The sequence below is a fragment of the Roseivirga ehrenbergii genome, from assembly GCF_001593005.1.
Taxonomy (GTDB): Bacteria; Bacteroidota; Bacteroidia; order Cytophagales; family Cyclobacteriaceae; genus Roseivirga; species Roseivirga ehrenbergii.
In genome coordinates, this window is record NZ_LQZQ01000049.1 from 114,548 (window position 1) to 129,941 (window position 15,394).

14 protein-coding genes are annotated in these 15,394 nt (G+C 39.0%); 5 read left to right on the plus strand and 9 right to left on the minus strand.

The window, feature by feature from the left end; translation table 11 throughout:
- Nucleotides 1–400: 400 nt before the first annotated feature.
- From MB14_RS14920 to MB14_RS14935, 4 genes are all read right to left on the minus strand, one after another.
- On the minus strand, nt 401–1,312 hold the full coding sequence (locus MB14_RS14920) for a restriction endonuclease (protein ID WP_062592977.1): 912 nt from the start codon (nt 1,310–1,312) through the stop codon (nt 401–403).
- Nucleotides 1,313–1,340: 28 nt separating this feature from the next.
- The gene (locus MB14_RS14925; RefSeq protein ID WP_062592979.1) at nt 1,341–1,646 is read right to left on the minus strand and encodes a helix-turn-helix domain-containing protein; all 306 of its coding nucleotides are present in this window, start codon (nt 1,644–1,646) and stop codon (nt 1,341–1,343) included.
- Nucleotides 1,627–1,968, minus strand: a complete 342-nt coding sequence (locus MB14_RS14930) for a type II toxin-antitoxin system RelE/ParE family toxin (RefSeq protein ID WP_062592980.1) — start codon at nt 1,966–1,968, stop codon at nt 1,627–1,629. The genes MB14_RS14925 and MB14_RS14930 overlap by 20 nt, the downstream gene beginning before the upstream one ends.
- 535 nt (nt 1,969–2,503) lie before the next feature.
- Complete coding sequence (locus tag MB14_RS14935; RefSeq protein WP_172796118.1) at nt 2,504–3,460, minus strand: Fic family protein; 957 nt, start codon at nt 3,458–3,460, stop codon at nt 2,504–2,506.
- Between the two features lie 727 nt (nt 3,461–4,187).
- On the opposite strand from MB14_RS14935, the gene MB14_RS14940 reads away from it, so the two are divergent.
- The 5 genes from MB14_RS14940 (at nt 4,188) to MB14_RS14960 (ending at nt 11,258) form a co-directional block, all read left to right on the plus strand.
- Nucleotides 4,188–4,601, plus strand: coding sequence for a hypothetical protein (locus MB14_RS14940; protein WP_062592984.1), 414 nt, complete (start codon nt 4,188–4,190; stop codon nt 4,599–4,601).
- Nucleotides 4,602–4,760: 159 nt separating this feature from the next.
- On the plus strand, nt 4,761–5,843 hold the full coding sequence (locus tag MB14_RS14945; RefSeq protein ID WP_062593438.1) for an efflux RND transporter periplasmic adaptor subunit: 1,083 nt from the start codon (nt 4,761–4,763) through the stop codon (nt 5,841–5,843).
- 24 nt (nt 5,844–5,867) lie between these two features.
- A complete protein-coding gene (locus MB14_RS14950; protein WP_062592986.1) occupies nt 5,868–9,029 on the plus strand; it encodes an efflux RND transporter permease subunit in 3,162 nt (1,053 codons plus the stop codon).
- Nucleotides 9,022–10,455 (plus strand): TolC family protein, encoded by a 1,434-nt coding sequence (locus tag MB14_RS14955; protein ID WP_062592988.1) that lies wholly within the window; start codon nt 9,022–9,024, stop codon nt 10,453–10,455. The genes MB14_RS14950 and MB14_RS14955 overlap by 8 nt, the downstream gene beginning before the upstream one ends.
- A 308-nt stretch (nt 10,456–10,763) precedes the next feature.
- Nucleotides 10,764–11,258, plus strand: a complete 495-nt coding sequence (locus MB14_RS14960) for a hypothetical protein (protein ID WP_062592990.1) — start codon at nt 10,764–10,766, stop codon at nt 11,256–11,258.
- 106 nt (nt 11,259–11,364) lie between these two features.
- On the opposite strand, the gene MB14_RS14965 is transcribed toward MB14_RS14960, so the two are convergent.
- From MB14_RS14965 to MB14_RS14980, 5 genes are all read right to left on the minus strand, one after another.
- On the minus strand, nt 11,365–12,528 hold the full coding sequence (locus MB14_RS14965; RefSeq protein WP_062592991.1) for a TlpA disulfide reductase family protein: 1,164 nt from the start codon (nt 12,526–12,528) through the stop codon (nt 11,365–11,367).
- A 99-nt stretch (nt 12,529–12,627) separates the two neighbouring features.
- The gene (locus MB14_RS14970) at nt 12,628–13,230 is read right to left on the minus strand and encodes a short chain dehydrogenase (RefSeq protein ID WP_062592993.1); all 603 of its coding nucleotides are present in this window, start codon (nt 13,228–13,230) and stop codon (nt 12,628–12,630) included.
- Nucleotides 13,231–13,233: 3 nt separating this feature from the next.
- Complete coding sequence (locus MB14_RS19260) at nt 13,234–13,503, minus strand: CBU_0592 family membrane protein (RefSeq protein WP_084376101.1); 270 nt, start codon at nt 13,501–13,503, stop codon at nt 13,234–13,236.
- A gap of 44 nt (nt 13,504–13,547) precedes the next feature.
- Nucleotides 13,548–13,850 carry an ArsR/SmtB family transcription factor gene (locus MB14_RS14975; RefSeq protein ID WP_062592995.1) on the minus strand — a complete coding sequence of 101 codons (303 nt, stop codon included), beginning with the start codon at nt 13,848–13,850 and terminating at the stop codon, nt 13,548–13,550.
- A gap of 119 nt (nt 13,851–13,969) precedes the next feature.
- The gene (locus MB14_RS14980; RefSeq protein WP_062592997.1) at nt 13,970–15,337 is read right to left on the minus strand and encodes a TlpA family protein disulfide reductase; all 1,368 of its coding nucleotides are present in this window, start codon (nt 15,335–15,337) and stop codon (nt 13,970–13,972) included.
- Between the last annotated feature and the right edge of the window lie 57 nt (nt 15,338–15,394).

The window sequence follows — 15,394 nt, forward strand, 5'->3', positions numbered from 1 at the left end:
AATATAAAAATGGAAGCAAGAGATGGTGTGAATTATTTTTACCTGTATTGTAGTTTATATTGATTGTTCCCTTTGATGAGTGAGACATCCAAAATCCAATATTTGAACTGATGTCCGCCCTCCTTGCCTACGCGAAGCTTCAGCAAAGCGAGGTGGGGCGGTAGGTGGGGGATTATAAAGTACTATGAACAGACAAACTGCTATTATAAGAGACAGTCCAGAACCGTCACTGTGAGGAATAAACCGAGCGATAGCTCAGGTTTGTGACGCGACAGTCTGTTCGTTTTATTGACGGAGCTTAGGACAGAGCCATGAATTATAATTGTCACAGGTTCGGAGAACCTGCGACAGGGTTTAGACTTGTTAGGGGTATTTGATAATCATGGGCATTAGCATTTGTTTAGGTGTTATGTTTTAAAATTTCCCCCATTGATGCTGAAAAATTTCCTGAAATTCTTATTTCAATGTGCATGCCATTGAAGCTATCTATTGTGGTTTTAGAAACTTCTTTAAATTCCTTATTCACATCTCTAATTGATTTTATGTCGAAGAATATTGATGTGGATTCTTCAGTTATATTCTTTAAAATTTGTGTTCCATCAAGTTTACTCAATTCGGTTAGATAATACTTGGTATCAAACTTTGCGCTTATTGCAAATGAGTTTGCGAATCGAATATCTTCTTGCTCATTATTTATTTTTATTTCATAAGGCGGGGTAAGTTCATCTAAATATATTTTTTGTTCTTTCTCGCTTCTTAAGAAACCAAGTGAACCATCTTGCCATTTTCGTTTAAGCAGTTCAGTTAAATCAATGCCATTAATAATTAATGAATCTAGATCTATTTTATCTCCTTCTCTTAAGTCAGCACTTACTTCAAAATCAAAGCTAATTGGCTTAGTTACTTCTAACAATATGGGGAAGTCAATGTCCAATGACCATTGTTTATTTAGAACTTGTTCCGCAGTGCATAACGTAATACCAAGTCGTTTCGCCTTAGAAATTGCAGTAGAGGAAAATCCTCTCTTAGCAACCAAAACCCCTTTATTTGCTTTTACATCTTGAAGCTTAGAGTGGAATGCGTCAATAGTACCAACTGAAATTTTACTATTATAATCTTTGCATTCGACTACAGTAACAAAGTTTATTCCGCAACTTTTACAGCTGACCAAGACATCAATCTGTCTTGGTCCGTCTATTCCCTTTAAGTTTACGTTATGTTCTACCTTTTCATAACTAGGGTTTTTGACAAATTTTCTGAAGATTGATTCCGTGAGTTTTTCGAATTCTCGTCCATTGTTTTTTATACCCATTATAAATTAGCCTGATTTACTGCTTTAATTACAACTTTATCGATAACTCAATTTCTCCACCTAAACCCAGTTCCACAATCTTCTTAAGGGTAGAAAGGCGCACTTCTTTAATGTTGTTTTCAATTTTAGAAATGTATGATTTAGTAGTGCCTACTTTTTCTGCCAATTGCGCTTGAGTAAGGCCTTTTTCTAAACGGGCTTCATGGATTAAAGTGCCAATCTTAAAGTTCTCATAACCATCTTCTAACTCGGTGCGGCTGGATGTACCCACTTCTCCAAAATGCTTGTCTTTGAATTGATCTAGGCTTGTGATATTATTTTTGCTCTTGCTCATATTCTTTCTTGATTTTCAAGGCTTTTTCAATTTCGCCCTTTGGTGTCTTTTGGCTTTTCTTCTGAAAGCCATTCATGATAACTACAATTTTGCCTTCGTCAAAAAAACAAAAAACTCGGTAAATGTTACTTCCAGATTGTACCCTCACTTCATACAAGCCTTGCGTTCCCTTTAAGTGTTTTAAATAGGTTTCTGGAACGGTTTGTACTTCCTCAATTAGGCTTAAAGTCCAAACTATCTTCTTTTTGACTTTATCGGTTTGTTTGATAAAGAAGGTTTCGAAGTAATTCTTGTAGAAAACTACTGTACGTATCTTGGTCACCTATCAAAGATAGAAATAAAGTTTCACTTTAGTGAAACTTTTCACTGACTTATTCCGCCCCTTCAGGGCTTAAGTAGAAGAGGTGCTTTTTACGAAGGGCTGCACCCTTCGTTTGGATATGTCGCCCTTTCAGGGCTGTGAGAGGCAGTATTTTTTTGCTCTTTGTCGCTTCTAAGAAGCTAGATGTTTTGAACTGAAAGCCCTGTAAGGGCTAGATATTGTAGGGACGGGTGCAGCCCGTCCCTAGTTTAGCACAAAATTAAATAAGCCCTGTAGGGGCGGGATACATTTTTCTTCCCACGAAGCGATCGGAATCAGGATGAAAAGTAGTGTGAGAATAACGGACTAATGTAGTAGATATGCTGGTGAAGAATACTGACAGTGGTGAAAATCCTCGTTGCAAACGAGGATTAGTGGGTTCCTCATTTCTTTCCTTGAGCCTGCCTGATTTCTACGGATTATGTATTCCTCTTTGTGACTCTCTGTGTCCTTTGCGGTAAATCCTTATGACGGTTTTTTGAGTAGAAGAAGTGGCTCAACTAAACTTATACTTAGTAAGCCTTTTATCCCCAAGCTTAAGTAGGATGCCTTTTTCCACAGCAAGTTTTAAATCTCTGCTGGCGGTTGCGGATGAGATCTCTTTGAAATGTTTGAGGTACTCTATTCTAGAAAACTCTGATCCCAAAAATTTCTCTTTGAAAATCATTAATCGATCATGATTTGAAAGGCTCGGCCGTTGACTGTCCAAAACAATGGCCAGCGCATCATGGATTACGCTTAGCATAAACTCAATAAAAGGAGTGGCTTGCCCCAATTTATCTGACTTGTTTAGGGATAGATAATACTGATCTTGTTTTTCTTTAATGATTGATTCAACGGGGATGAACTCAAATAAGGGGTTATGCTGGGTTAGAATAACGGTTTGCCATAAGCGTCCCATTCTTCCATTTCCATCTACAAAAGGGTGTATAAACTCTAGTTCATAATGGAAAACACAGCTTTTGATCAGGGGGATGTCATCGTTTTGCTTGAGGTATTTAAAGAGCTCGTTCATCAAACCATTTACAATTGGGCCTGGTGGTGCTAAATGTTGAACTTTTGATCCTTTGACCACTCCAACGCCTGTTTTTCTAAACTCGCCTGTCGAATCAATCAAATTATACATCAATGTTTTGTGCGCTTTTTTGAAGTCGCTGATGGAGTCAAACTTGTAAGCCTGAATGCTATCGTAAACTGTAATGGCATTTTTTACTTCGGTAATGTCTTTAGCGGGAGCAATTACCCTTTTGTTGTCTAGTAGGGCTGTTATTTTTTCAACCGTTAGTGTGTTTCCCTCAATTTCAAGAGATGACTGAATGGTTTTGATTTTATTCCTCTTCCTTAATTCAGTTTGTGGTTTAATTAGATGTGAAGCATTGATCTCACCAATTCGCTCCGAAATGGAGGAAATGAGCTTTAAAATAAAGTTAGTTATTTCGTAAGGTGGCTTCATGATAGTATCATATGATACTATCAAATGTAAGTAATGTTTTGAGGAAATTGAAGATAATCGTCTATTTCGCCCCTTCCGGGCTTAAGTAGAAGAGGTGCTTTTTACGAAGGGCTGCACCCTTCGTTTGGGTATTCCGCCCTTTCAGGGCTGTGAGAGGCAGTATTTTTTTGCTCTTTGTCGCTTCTAAGAGGCTAGATGTTTTGAACTGAAAGCCCTGAAAGGGCGAGATATTGTAAGGACGGGCGTAGCCCGTTCCCTGTAAAGTATAAAATCAAATAAGCCCTGTAAGGGCGAATATCTTTCGTTCCTGGGGGTAGGATTAAAAGTAGTGTGCGAATAATGGGCTAATGTAGTAGATCTGCTGGTGAAGAGTATTGACAGTAGCGAAAATCCTCGTTGTAAACGATGATTAGAGGGAGCCCTGAAAGTACGAGGTATCTTTAGTTGCAAACTATGATTCGTTGGGTTATTCCCTCTTTACAACTCTCTGTCTTTTTTGCAGTTAAATTCAAAATTCAATCAACTCAATTTTTATTCTAGTGTCAGTTCTACAATCTTTTTAAGGGGATAAATATGAGCCACAAAGTGGTGCATTTTATGAATGGGCGCTTTAGATTAACCTCGATGCTTCCTCAAAAGCAGAGCATTTTTAATTTTTGATATTTAATGAAAAATTAACAAATCTGTATTTGGCTATATTATTACGGTAATGTAGCTTTGGCGCCTAATGAAAAATCTGCGTTTAGGGTATTTTTTAGCAATAGGAATTCTGGTATTGAATGTCTGGGGCTATCCATACGCACAATTAAATCAGGATTCTGCAACGTGTTCCGAACTGCTGAGTGAAAGCACTGAAGTTATACCTCTAGTTGCTCAAGATCATCAGTTTTTTCTTTCAGAAGCTCCATTGTCAGATTCTGAAAAAACTTTCAATGTTGATGTTGTTGAAACTGAAATTGAGGAAGAGTTAACTTCTTCAAAAAAGCACCTTGCAGGTAGCACATATATGGCTGCTATTATATGCTTACTGTTGCTTGGGTTTTTCTCTAGCCGAAGGGTTAAAAAAGCAACTTTTACACAGCGTTTTTCCTATTTAACTTCTCGTCACTGGTATATTGTATATCAGGTTTTTCGTATATAATACTTATTATCAATAGGTTAGGTTTCGTTAAATAGCCTGGTCTAAAATTCTATAGCTAAGTGACCTATAAAAGTCACAAGAGATCATTTTGTGCTTGTTTGCACTAATCTCAAAAGAAATACCCTTAAAATCTTATTGTTTTTAAATCCCAAAATTGTGATGAAGAAAATTCTCATGCTTACGAGTTTGTGTGCATTGTTGCTATACACAAGCTGTGAATCAAAAAAGGAAGTTCATGAAACTGAAACCAAGTTTTCAGTAACTAGTCCTGCTCGGATGGACACTTCCATAACCAAAAATTATGTAAGTCAAATTCGGTCAATTCGCCATATTGAGTTACGTGCTCAGGAAAGAGGCTACTTGCAGAAAATTTATGTAGATGAAGGTCAGTCTGTAAAGCAAGGTCAACTGCTATTTAAGATTATGCCTAAGCTTTATGAAGCCGAATTAAAAAAGGCTCAAGCTGAGGTCAATTTTGCAAAAATAGAATACCAGAATACTAAAAAGTTGGCCGATGGCAATGTGGTAGCTCCAAATGAGTTGGCTTTAGCACAGGCCACTCTAGAAAAGGCCAAGGCCGAATTGTCATTAGCCCAAGTTCATTTACAGTTCACAGAAATTAGAGCTCCTTTTGATGGAATCATCGATAGGTTTCATGTTCGTGAAGGAAGCTTATTAGAAGAAGGCGAACTGCTTTCAAACTTCTCTGATAATAGCCAAATGTGGGTGTACTACAATGTGCCAGAGGCTGAGTACTTAGATTATAAATCTCAAATACAGAGTATTGAGGCGATTAACGTAAAGCTATTAATGGCCAATAATAAGCAATTCGATCAGGCCGGAGTTGTCGAAACTATTGAAGCTGACTTCAATAACGAAACAGGAAATATTGCTTTCAGAGCAACATTCCCCAACCCAAATGGCCTATTGCGCCATGGCGGAACAGGCAACGTATTAATGAGCGTTCCAATAGAAAACGCACTGCTAATTCCTCAGAAATCTACATTCGAAATTCTAGACAAAAGATATGTATTCGTGATTGACGAACACAATGTAGTTAGGTCTAGAGAAATCAAAATTGCTGCTGAAATGCCCCATGTATTTGCGGTATCAGAAGGTTTGTCAGAAAACGATAAAATCCTTCTTGAAGGCCTACGCTTGGTTAGGGAAAACGATGAGATCAGCTATGACTTTGTGCAGCCAATGGCAGTACTGTCTAATCTGAATTTATACGCTGAATAATCTACCTCCTTAAAATCAGAAAAAATGTTTAATAAAATATTACACAGACCCGTCTTCGCAATTGTGATTTCGGTCGTTATCATTTTCATAGGTGGGCTGGCCATTAAGCAGCTGCCTATCTCTCAGTTTCCCCAAATAGCACCAACCACGGTTAGTATATTTATTGCTTACCCTGGCTCTAGTGCCGATGTTTTGGTAAAGTCTACCCTCATCACTTTAGAAAATTCAATCAACGGTGTTCAAGACATGCGCTATATGGCCACAGATGCTACAAGTGCTGGAGAGGCTACTATAAACGTGGTTTTTGAACCCGGTACAGACCCCAATCTCGCGGTTATCCGGGTGAAAACTCGGGTAGACCAAGTAATGCCGTTGTTGCCTGAATTAGTGCAACGGGAAGGGGTAATCATTACGCCCATTCAGCCAAGTATGCTGATGTATGTTAACCTGTATGCGGACAATGAAAGTATGGATGAGAAGTTCCTTTACAATTACGCAAACGTTCAGATGATCCCCGAAATAAACAGGATTAAAGGGGTTGCCAGATCACAGATTTTGGGTAGCCGTACTTACGCTATGCGTATATGGCTGAACCCAGATAGAATGCGCGCTTATAATATTTCTGTAGAGGAAGTAATGGAAGCCTTGGCAGAGCAAAGTATTATTGGTCGACCAGGTAGAATTGGCCAAAGCTCTGGTATTGCAGCCCAATCGTTGGAGTATGTACTTACCTATAAAGGTAGGTTTAACAAACCTGAGGAGTATGATAATATCATTATTAGGGCTAATTCTGAAGGGGAAAGCATTCACCTAAAGGATATAGCCAAATCTGAATTGGGAAGTGAGTTTTTCGATATCTACTCTAATTTAGATGGGCATCCTTCTGCCGCTATTGTATTAAAGCAAAATTATGGAAGTAATGCCAGTGATGTAATTGCGGAGGTGAAATCTAAACTGCAGGAAATGAAAGCCAATTTCCCTCCCGGAATGGACTACAAAATTAGCTATGATGTATCTCAATTTTTAGATGCATCAATTGATAAAGTACTCCATACTTTGGGCGAAGCTTTTATTCTGGTTGCTGTGGTGGTTTTCCTATTTATAGGTGACTGGCGATCTACATTAATTCCTACACTTGCCGTTCCTGTTTCGTTGATTGGTGCATTTTTCGTTATGCAGTTTTTCGGTCTTTCCATTAACCTAATTACGCTTTTTGCGCTGGTATTGGCCATTGGTATAGTGGTCGATAATGCCATTGTTGTGGTGGAAGCAGTGCACGCCAAAATGGAAGAGAAAAACCTTTCTCCTTATGTGGCTACGCAAGAAGTGTTGCATGAAATCAGTGGCGCTATTATAGCCATTACTGCGGTAATGACAGCCGTTTTTGTGCCGTTGGCGTTTATGACTGGTCCAGTGGGTATTTTCTACAGGCAGTTTTCTATTACCATGGCTTCGGCAATTGTACTTTCAGGTGTGGTGGCGCTTACGCTTACGCCTGTGCTTTGTGCCATGATTTTAAAGAACAATCATGGTAAGCCCAAGAAAAAAACGGTAATGAACAAGCTCCTCGATGGATTCAATAATGGCTTTGAAAAAATGACCGGGAAGTATACCTCCTTGTTAAGGCGAATTGTAAACCGAAGAGTAGTGACTTTCGGAATTCTGATCGCATTTTGTGCGGGCATTTATTTAGAAAGCAAAGTACTTCCATCAGGATTTATTCCGGGCGAAGACCAAGGTACTATTTATGCGATTATCCAAACTCCTCCGGGGGCTACCTTGGAAAGAACCAATCAGATATCTCAAAAACTTCAGAAAATCTGTGAAGAAATTGACGGGGTAGAATCGGTTTCTTCATTGGCAGGTTATGAAATTATGACTGAAGGAAGAGGCTCTAATGCAGGCACTTGTCTAATTAACCTCAAGCCTTGGGGAGATCGAGAAGAATCTGTAAAGGAGATCATGGAAGAGCTGGAAGAAAAGTCGAAAGGGCTCGGTGCCGTGGTAGAGTTTTTCGAGCCACCAGCGGTACCTGGTTTCGGTTCTTCAGGTGGTTTTTCTATGCGTTTGTTAGATAAAACTACCAATACAGACTATCAGGAATTTGATAAAATCAATAAGCAGTTTATTGAGGATTTGGGCAAGCGCGAAGAGTTGACAGGTCTGTTTACATTCTTTGCTGCCAATTACCCACAATACGAATTGGTGATAGACAATGAATTGGCAATGCAAAAAGGGGTTTCTATTAATGATGCCATGGAAAACCTCAACATACTCATCGGTAGTACTTATGAACAGGGTTTTATTAGGTTTGGGCGCTTTTTCAAGGTGTATGTTCAGTCAGACCCTGAATTCAGAAAACTTCCTTCAGATGTGTTAAAACTCTTTGTTAAAAACGATCATGGAGAAATGGTGCCTTATTCAGCTTTTATGAAAATTGAGAAGAAGCAAGGGCCAAATGAGGTAACCCGTTATAATATGTATAATTCAGCCTCTATCAGGGGCTTACCTTCAAAAGGATATACTACTGCAGATGCTATTCAGGCAATCAATGAGGTGGCCAAGGAAACCTTACCTAAGGGTTATGATATTGCTTGGGAAGGACTGTCATATGACGAGGCCAGTAGTGGAAACCAAGCCATTTATATTTTCATCATTGTTTTGGCCTTTGTGTATTTTGTTTTGGCAGCTCAGTACGAAAGTTTCCTTTTACCACTTGCGGTTATTCTATCAATTCCAATGGGGGTATTTGGTTCGTTTCTATTGCTCAAATTGATGGGCTTAGATAACGACATCTATGCTCAAATCGGTCTGATTATGTTGGTGGGTCTGCTGGGTAAAAATGCTGTATTAATTGTAGAGTTTGCTGTGCAGAAACATAGGCAAGGGTTTACAATTCTTGAAGCAGCTATTGAGGGAGCAAAAACGCGTTTCCGACCAATTTTAATGACATCATTTGCTTTTGTGGCTGGTTTGATTCCGCTTGTAATAGCCACTGGAGCCGGTGCAATTGGAAACAGAACAATTGGCGCTTCGGCATTAGGGGGTATGATGCTCGGAACAATTTTCGGGGTAATAATCATACCTGGGCTCTATTTCATTTTTGCGAAAATGGCAGAAGGCCGTCAATTAATTAGAGATGAACACGACAGACCATTAACCGAAGAACGATTTAAAAATGCGTAATAGATTGAAATATAAATACATAGTCGTAGCCAGTTTGTTAATGGCCTTTTCGGCTTGTACGGCTCCAGAATTAGCGCAAAAAGTGGCTAATACAGATGTGCCTGATCGTTATTACAGCGATCAGGATACCACTAACACCGCCAATATGCAATGGCGAGAATACTTTACCGATCCTTACTTGGTATCATTAATTGATACTGCCCTGAGCAATAATCAAGAATTGAATATTACTCTTCAAGAAATTGAGATTGCAAGAAACGAGGTAAGTGCGAAGAAAGGGGAATACTTGCCTTCGGTGAATTTAAGAGCGGGAACGGGAGTAGACAAAGTAGGACGATATACTCGTAATGGTGCGCTAGAGGCGAATACGGATATCGAACCAGGTAGAGAATTTCCAGAACCGCTAGGCGACTTTATGGTTGGCGCTTATGCCACTTGGGAAGTGGATGTTTGGCGTAAACTGCGTAATTCTAAAAAGGCAGCTTTAACACGTTACCTCTCTTCTGTTGATGGGAAGAACTTCATGGTCACTAATCTTATTGCTGAAATTGCTAATTCATATTATGAGTTATTGGCTTTGGATAATCAGTTAGACATTGTCAAACAGAACATTGTAATTCAGACTGGGGCTTTGAAAATAGTAAAGCTGCAAAAAGAAGCTGCTAGAGTTACAGAACTGGCGGTGCGTAAATTCGAAGCTGAGGTATACCATACTCGTAGTTTACAATTTGATATTCAGCAGAAAATCATTGAAACGGAGAACCGAATTAACTTTTTGGTGGGACGATACCCTCAATCAGTTGAGCGGGACTCTAAAACTTTCAATGATCTGTTGCCTAAACAAATTCATTCAGGAATTCCTTCGCAATTGCTAGCCAACCGACCTGATATTAGACAGGCAGAATTAGAGCTAGAAGCTTCGAAATTGGATGTGCAAGTAGCCAGGGCTAGGTTTTATCCTTCTGTAGGAATTAGTGCTGGTGTTGGACTTCAAGCTTTTAACCCAAGCTTTTTGCTAAAAGCCCCGGAGTCATTACTGTACTCATTGGCGGGTGATCTTATGGCACCTTTGATCAATAAGAATGAGATTAAGGCGACTTATAATAATGCCAATGCAAAGCAAATTCAGGCTGTTTTTAATTATGAGAAAACGATTTTAGGTGCTTTTGTTGAGGTAGCCAATCAGCTTTCAAACATTGAAAATTTAAAACAGAGCTATGACTTGAAAGCGAAAGAAGTTGATGCGCTTTCACAGTCGATCAATATTTCAAATGACCTTTTCAAATCGGCAAGGGCAGATTATATGGAAGTATTGTTGACACAGCGCGATGCTTTAGAATCGAAGTTTGAACTGGTTGAAACTAAAATGCAGCAAATGAACGCCATGGTCAATATTTATAAGGCGCTAGGCGGTGGTTGGAATTAGTTAACTTTAACCTAAGATACTTTGTAGCAATAGAAGGTCCATTTTGCAGCAATGCGAGATGGACTTTTTAATTTACAGCAATTGAGGACAGTCAAAACCTTTTTGTCAATGAATGATTTTATCTCATATTCTAATGTGAATGATTTAAATGATGTTCAATCGGGTAAAAAGCATGTATAAACTTACCGATAAGTCAACTTTGGCTTTATGTTTGCATCGTTTAAATTCAAGACTCATTTTTTTTTGACTATTCTTATTTCAAACTGAAAACTCAATTATTTTTTAACATAACAACACAATACAACACAATGAAAAAACAATTATCTCTACTCTCAATCATGGTAATGACCGTGGTTTTATCGAGCTGTGCTAGTATCTTAAGTCGAAGTACTTATCCTGTTAGCATCAATAGTAATCCAGCTTCTACTATATCAGTAACGGATGCAAGGGGCACAGAAATTTACAAAGGCAATACACCCGCAACAGTAGTGCTGAAGTCGGGCGATGGATTCTTTAAAAGAGCGGCTTACCAAGTAAAGTTCTCAAAAGCAGGTTATGATGAAAAAATTGTACCTATAACTTTTAAAGTTGATGGTTGGTATTGGGGTAATTTACTACTGGGTGGAGTAGTAGGTATGCTGATAGTAGACCCTGCCACTGGAGCCATGTATAAGCTGGAAAGTGAATTCATTAATGAAACACTTCTTCGGTCATCAGCAAGTGCTTCTCAAGCTGGATTGAATGTATATGGAATTGATGATATTCCCGCTAATTGGAAAGCACACTTGGTGCCATTAAAGTAAGCTTACTATTTGATAATAGTAATTAGCCTCTGGAGGCTGATGAAATACAAAGGCCATTCTAATCATTAGAATGGCCTTTTCTTATGCTCTATATTATTCTGAAATATTATTCCAAAATCTCATCTAAAACATCAAAAGCCTCTTCGGTACTACCTACAAAGCGCTTAATGATTTTTCCTTCGGGGTCTAAAATGAATTTGGTAGGGAAGCCCGCTACATTTAGTTTTAGCACAAGATCTTCGGTTTCGTTTTGGGCCAATACCTGTTGCCAATCGTAGTCGTATTTATCAAGAAACTGAATCATCTTTTCCATGCTGTCTCCGCTGTTGATGCCCAAGATGACTAACTGATCTTTGTATTTCTCTTGGTACTCTTTTACGGTTGGCATTTCTGCAATACAAGGCGCACACCATGTTCCCCAGAAATCTACCAATACATATTTTCCTTTTAAACTGTAAAGCTCAAAAGTCTCGCCATTTGGTGTGGCATTACTGGTGAAATTCGGAATGATTTTTCCTTCCATAGTAGATTCAATTCCTTCTACTCTTTGCGCTACAGCCTCGTAGTAAGTGTATCCTGCCAAGCCTTTATCGAAAGACTTAAAGATTTTTATTGCCTCATCTTGTGATACCTGACTGCGTACCATCATATCTGACAAGTACCAAGCAGCGGCTTCTGACTTTGGGTTAGAGGCCACAAACTCTTTTTTAATTTCGTCCACTTTCTCATTCAGTAGGTTCATCGAATCGGTAAGCACTTGATAACGTGGGTCGGTGTCTTCTAGCTTGTTTTGCTCTAACTGCATGTTCACAGCTTGATTCAATAGCGGAAAAATTTCACTGTTGATGCTCGCCAAATCGTTATTAGCTGGAGTTCCGGTAGGGTAGGCGTCTACAAAATCGGTTACCTCTCCTTTAAACTCGATGTAATCTCCGGGAGCTGCTAGAAAAGCAAATTGAGAAGATTTGGCTGGGTAATAGCCTCTGTCGGTTCTTTTGATGGTATTTTCCACATTCGGCCAAAAAACAATAAATTCCGGTTCACTGATTTTTGCGGTGTAGGTAAACTTTCCATTCTCCACAAAAATGGAGTCAGAAACTCTATTTCCCTCGGCATCCTTATAGCTTCTCGACATGTATTCAGTGTCGAGCCCTTCGATGGTTCCAGTTACAGTAAAGCTATCGGGTGCTACTTTTACTTCTGGCTTACAGGCAAAAAGTACAGCAGTGAGTACAAGTAAGGAGGTGGTTTTTTGCAATAGGTTTTTCATAGTGTTTTTCGATAAATAGGGTCGAATGAGTATAGGTATTTTAAATGAAAAGAAGAATTCAGAGAATTGCTAGTGGAGTTTTTTAGATGGTGAATACTGCTATTCATAAACCCTGATCACTTCGCCACGACCTCTACCATTTACACTTCTTACATAAGCGTTGATGGCTTTGTTCATCGGAATTGGATTATGGCCAGGAAAATAGTCTTTGTACTTGTCGTAAGCATCTTCTACCATACCGAGCGAGACCACGTTTACTCTAATGTCATTTTCCATTTCTAGATCAACCGCTTGTACAAAGCTGTGAATTCCGCCATTGACCATGGTCGCACTCGTAGTTTTGATGACCGGATCATCGGCTAAAATACCTGTTGAAAGTGTAATCGAACCTTCTGGGTTTAGATAGTTCTGACCAATTCTGACAAGGTTGACTTGCCCCATCAATTTGCTTCTTAATCCGATATAATAATCTTCTTCTGAAAGCTCATTGAAGTTGGCCCATTTGGCTTCGCCAGCAATACAGATAATGGCGTCTAATTTTCCTAAACCTTCTAAAGCAGATGTAATGGATGCAATATCAGCAATGTCAATTTGTACATCCCCATTGGTTCTTGCGCCAACAAATACTTCGTTCTTTTCTCTAAAATGGGCAGATACTTTCTTTCCGATTGTACCATTGCCTCCTATGATTAAAATTTTCATCTCTTATAATTTCGTTTGAACTGAACTTTTTAATAGTGTTTTCTTTCTTGATCTATAAATAGTTAAAGTGGCAATCACACTCCATAGTAAGTTAGTTACAAATGGGGGAATTGCATTGTAATGGAAACAGTTGATGGCAATTAAAAGGCCGCCCAGTAGGTTGAGGTATTTCCCGAGGTTCAACCAGCGGTTTTGTTCCTTTAAAGTCAAAGCGTAGGCAGAAATTATTAGTGCGGACCCGGTCCATCCTAATATGTCATACACGATATTCATAGCATTTACATATCTCTATATATAGATTTGATAATTAAAATTTTTTATAAAATGAACTCGGAGAACTCTTTTAAGGTCTCTTCATTGCGTTTAAAGTATGACCATTTACCATGACGTGTTAAAACCAATAAAGAACACTTTTCCATATTGGTTAGGTAAGTCGAAATGGTTGACTGAGAGAGACCTGCCTTTTCTTGAATGTAGGTTACGCATACTCCATCATTAAAATGCTGTAATGTTTCATGTGGGGGGAAGTGAGTTTCTGGCTCCTTCAACCATTCCATGATCTGTAACCGCGTTGGGTTTGAAAGGCATTTTGCTATTTCAGTCGCTAGCTTTAAATCCATGACTCAAACATATCTATAATTCTCGATATATAAAAATGATTTTGAAGATGGTGACGACAAGACATAAAAAAAGGGAGCTACCTAAGCAGTTCCCTTTTGGTTGTGGTGATGAATATCTTTTAGAGCAGCTCGTCTATCATGGTGCGTACTTTCTCTTCTGAAGGGCGAGGAGCAAAGGCGGTTACAATATTAAAATTCTCGTCAATAAGAAGGTAGCGTGGAATGCCGTTGATTTTGTAATCGGCCAATTTTGCCTGACTGATTAAATAGGTCTTTTCCGTCCATCCTTTTTTCTGAATGTAGTTTTCCCAGGCCTTAACGTTCGTGTCAATGGAAACAGAAAGAAACTCGATGTCTTTTTCTTTATAATCTTCTTTGAGTTTTTCATAGGCTGGTTCTTCCGCTATACAAGGGCCGCACCATGTTGCCCAAAAATCGACATAAATGACTTTGCCCTTGTATTGAGAAAGCGGGTGCTTTTCACCGTTTTTGGTGTTCATTACAAAATCATAGGCGGCATGTCCGGGGTCGAGGCTATTGTAAGAAGACAGGGTGTATTCAATGGCGTTTTGGTAGTCCGGGTTTTTCAATTCGGCCATTACGGTTTTCGATTGAACTACAATACTATCTACTAAACCCGCATTTTTGAGAGAGTATAGAAAGGACTCTGTTTTTTGGAATTCCTTCATTTCTGGTGTTAGGGTGAAATCAGTAAAAAAGCCACTATTTCTGAATTCTTCCTTAGCGAATACTCCTAGCATATCTCTGAAATTAGGGTGTTCCATATATTTATTCTGGTCTAAGTTGGCTGTTTTTTCATTCAGAATTTCTTTGGCAGGTGTCATGGCCTTAATCCAATTTTCATCACTAAACTCAAAGTAATCTTTAAAACTGGCGTAAATCGGGAAGCTTTCTAAAGTGTTGATGTAATCTAAATCGAGTCTAAGTTTTTCAAATTCTATAAACTTAGCGGAAGCATTTTTCATGTTTTCTAGTTTGCTTAACCGGGTCGTGTTTTCTGTTTCGGCCAGTTTGACGATGTCTTGCACATCAGGAGATTTAACCTCTCTTCCGCCCGAAAGGTAGGAACCGCTTTTCGGAAAGGGAACGTCCATTAAATAGCGGTTTACTTCTGCACCTTTGCCTTCAAAAATAGCCTTGTTCGGATCCATATAATCAAGACTCACCACCAAGCTGTCACCAGGGCTTAAGTAGAGTTGATTTCTTCCCACACTAAAATAACCTTCTTCTTCCAATACAAAAGAAGTAGAGAAACGATTGTTGGCATCTACAGAAAGCTCAACGTTTTGAATGCCTGTTAAACTTGCTAGGCTGCCTCTGGCGCTTAGGGTTTTGGTGGCGTTATCGAAGTTGATAAGCTCTCCTTGAATTACTACTGTTTTTGCTGGCTCTTCTTTTTTAGGAGAACAACCGGTGAAGATAAGGAAGGCGAGTAAGGAAATAGAATATGCTCTGAGCTTGATCATAGATTTGGCAAAGGTGATAAATGAAAAACGGTTTGATATTAACTATTTATACGTCTA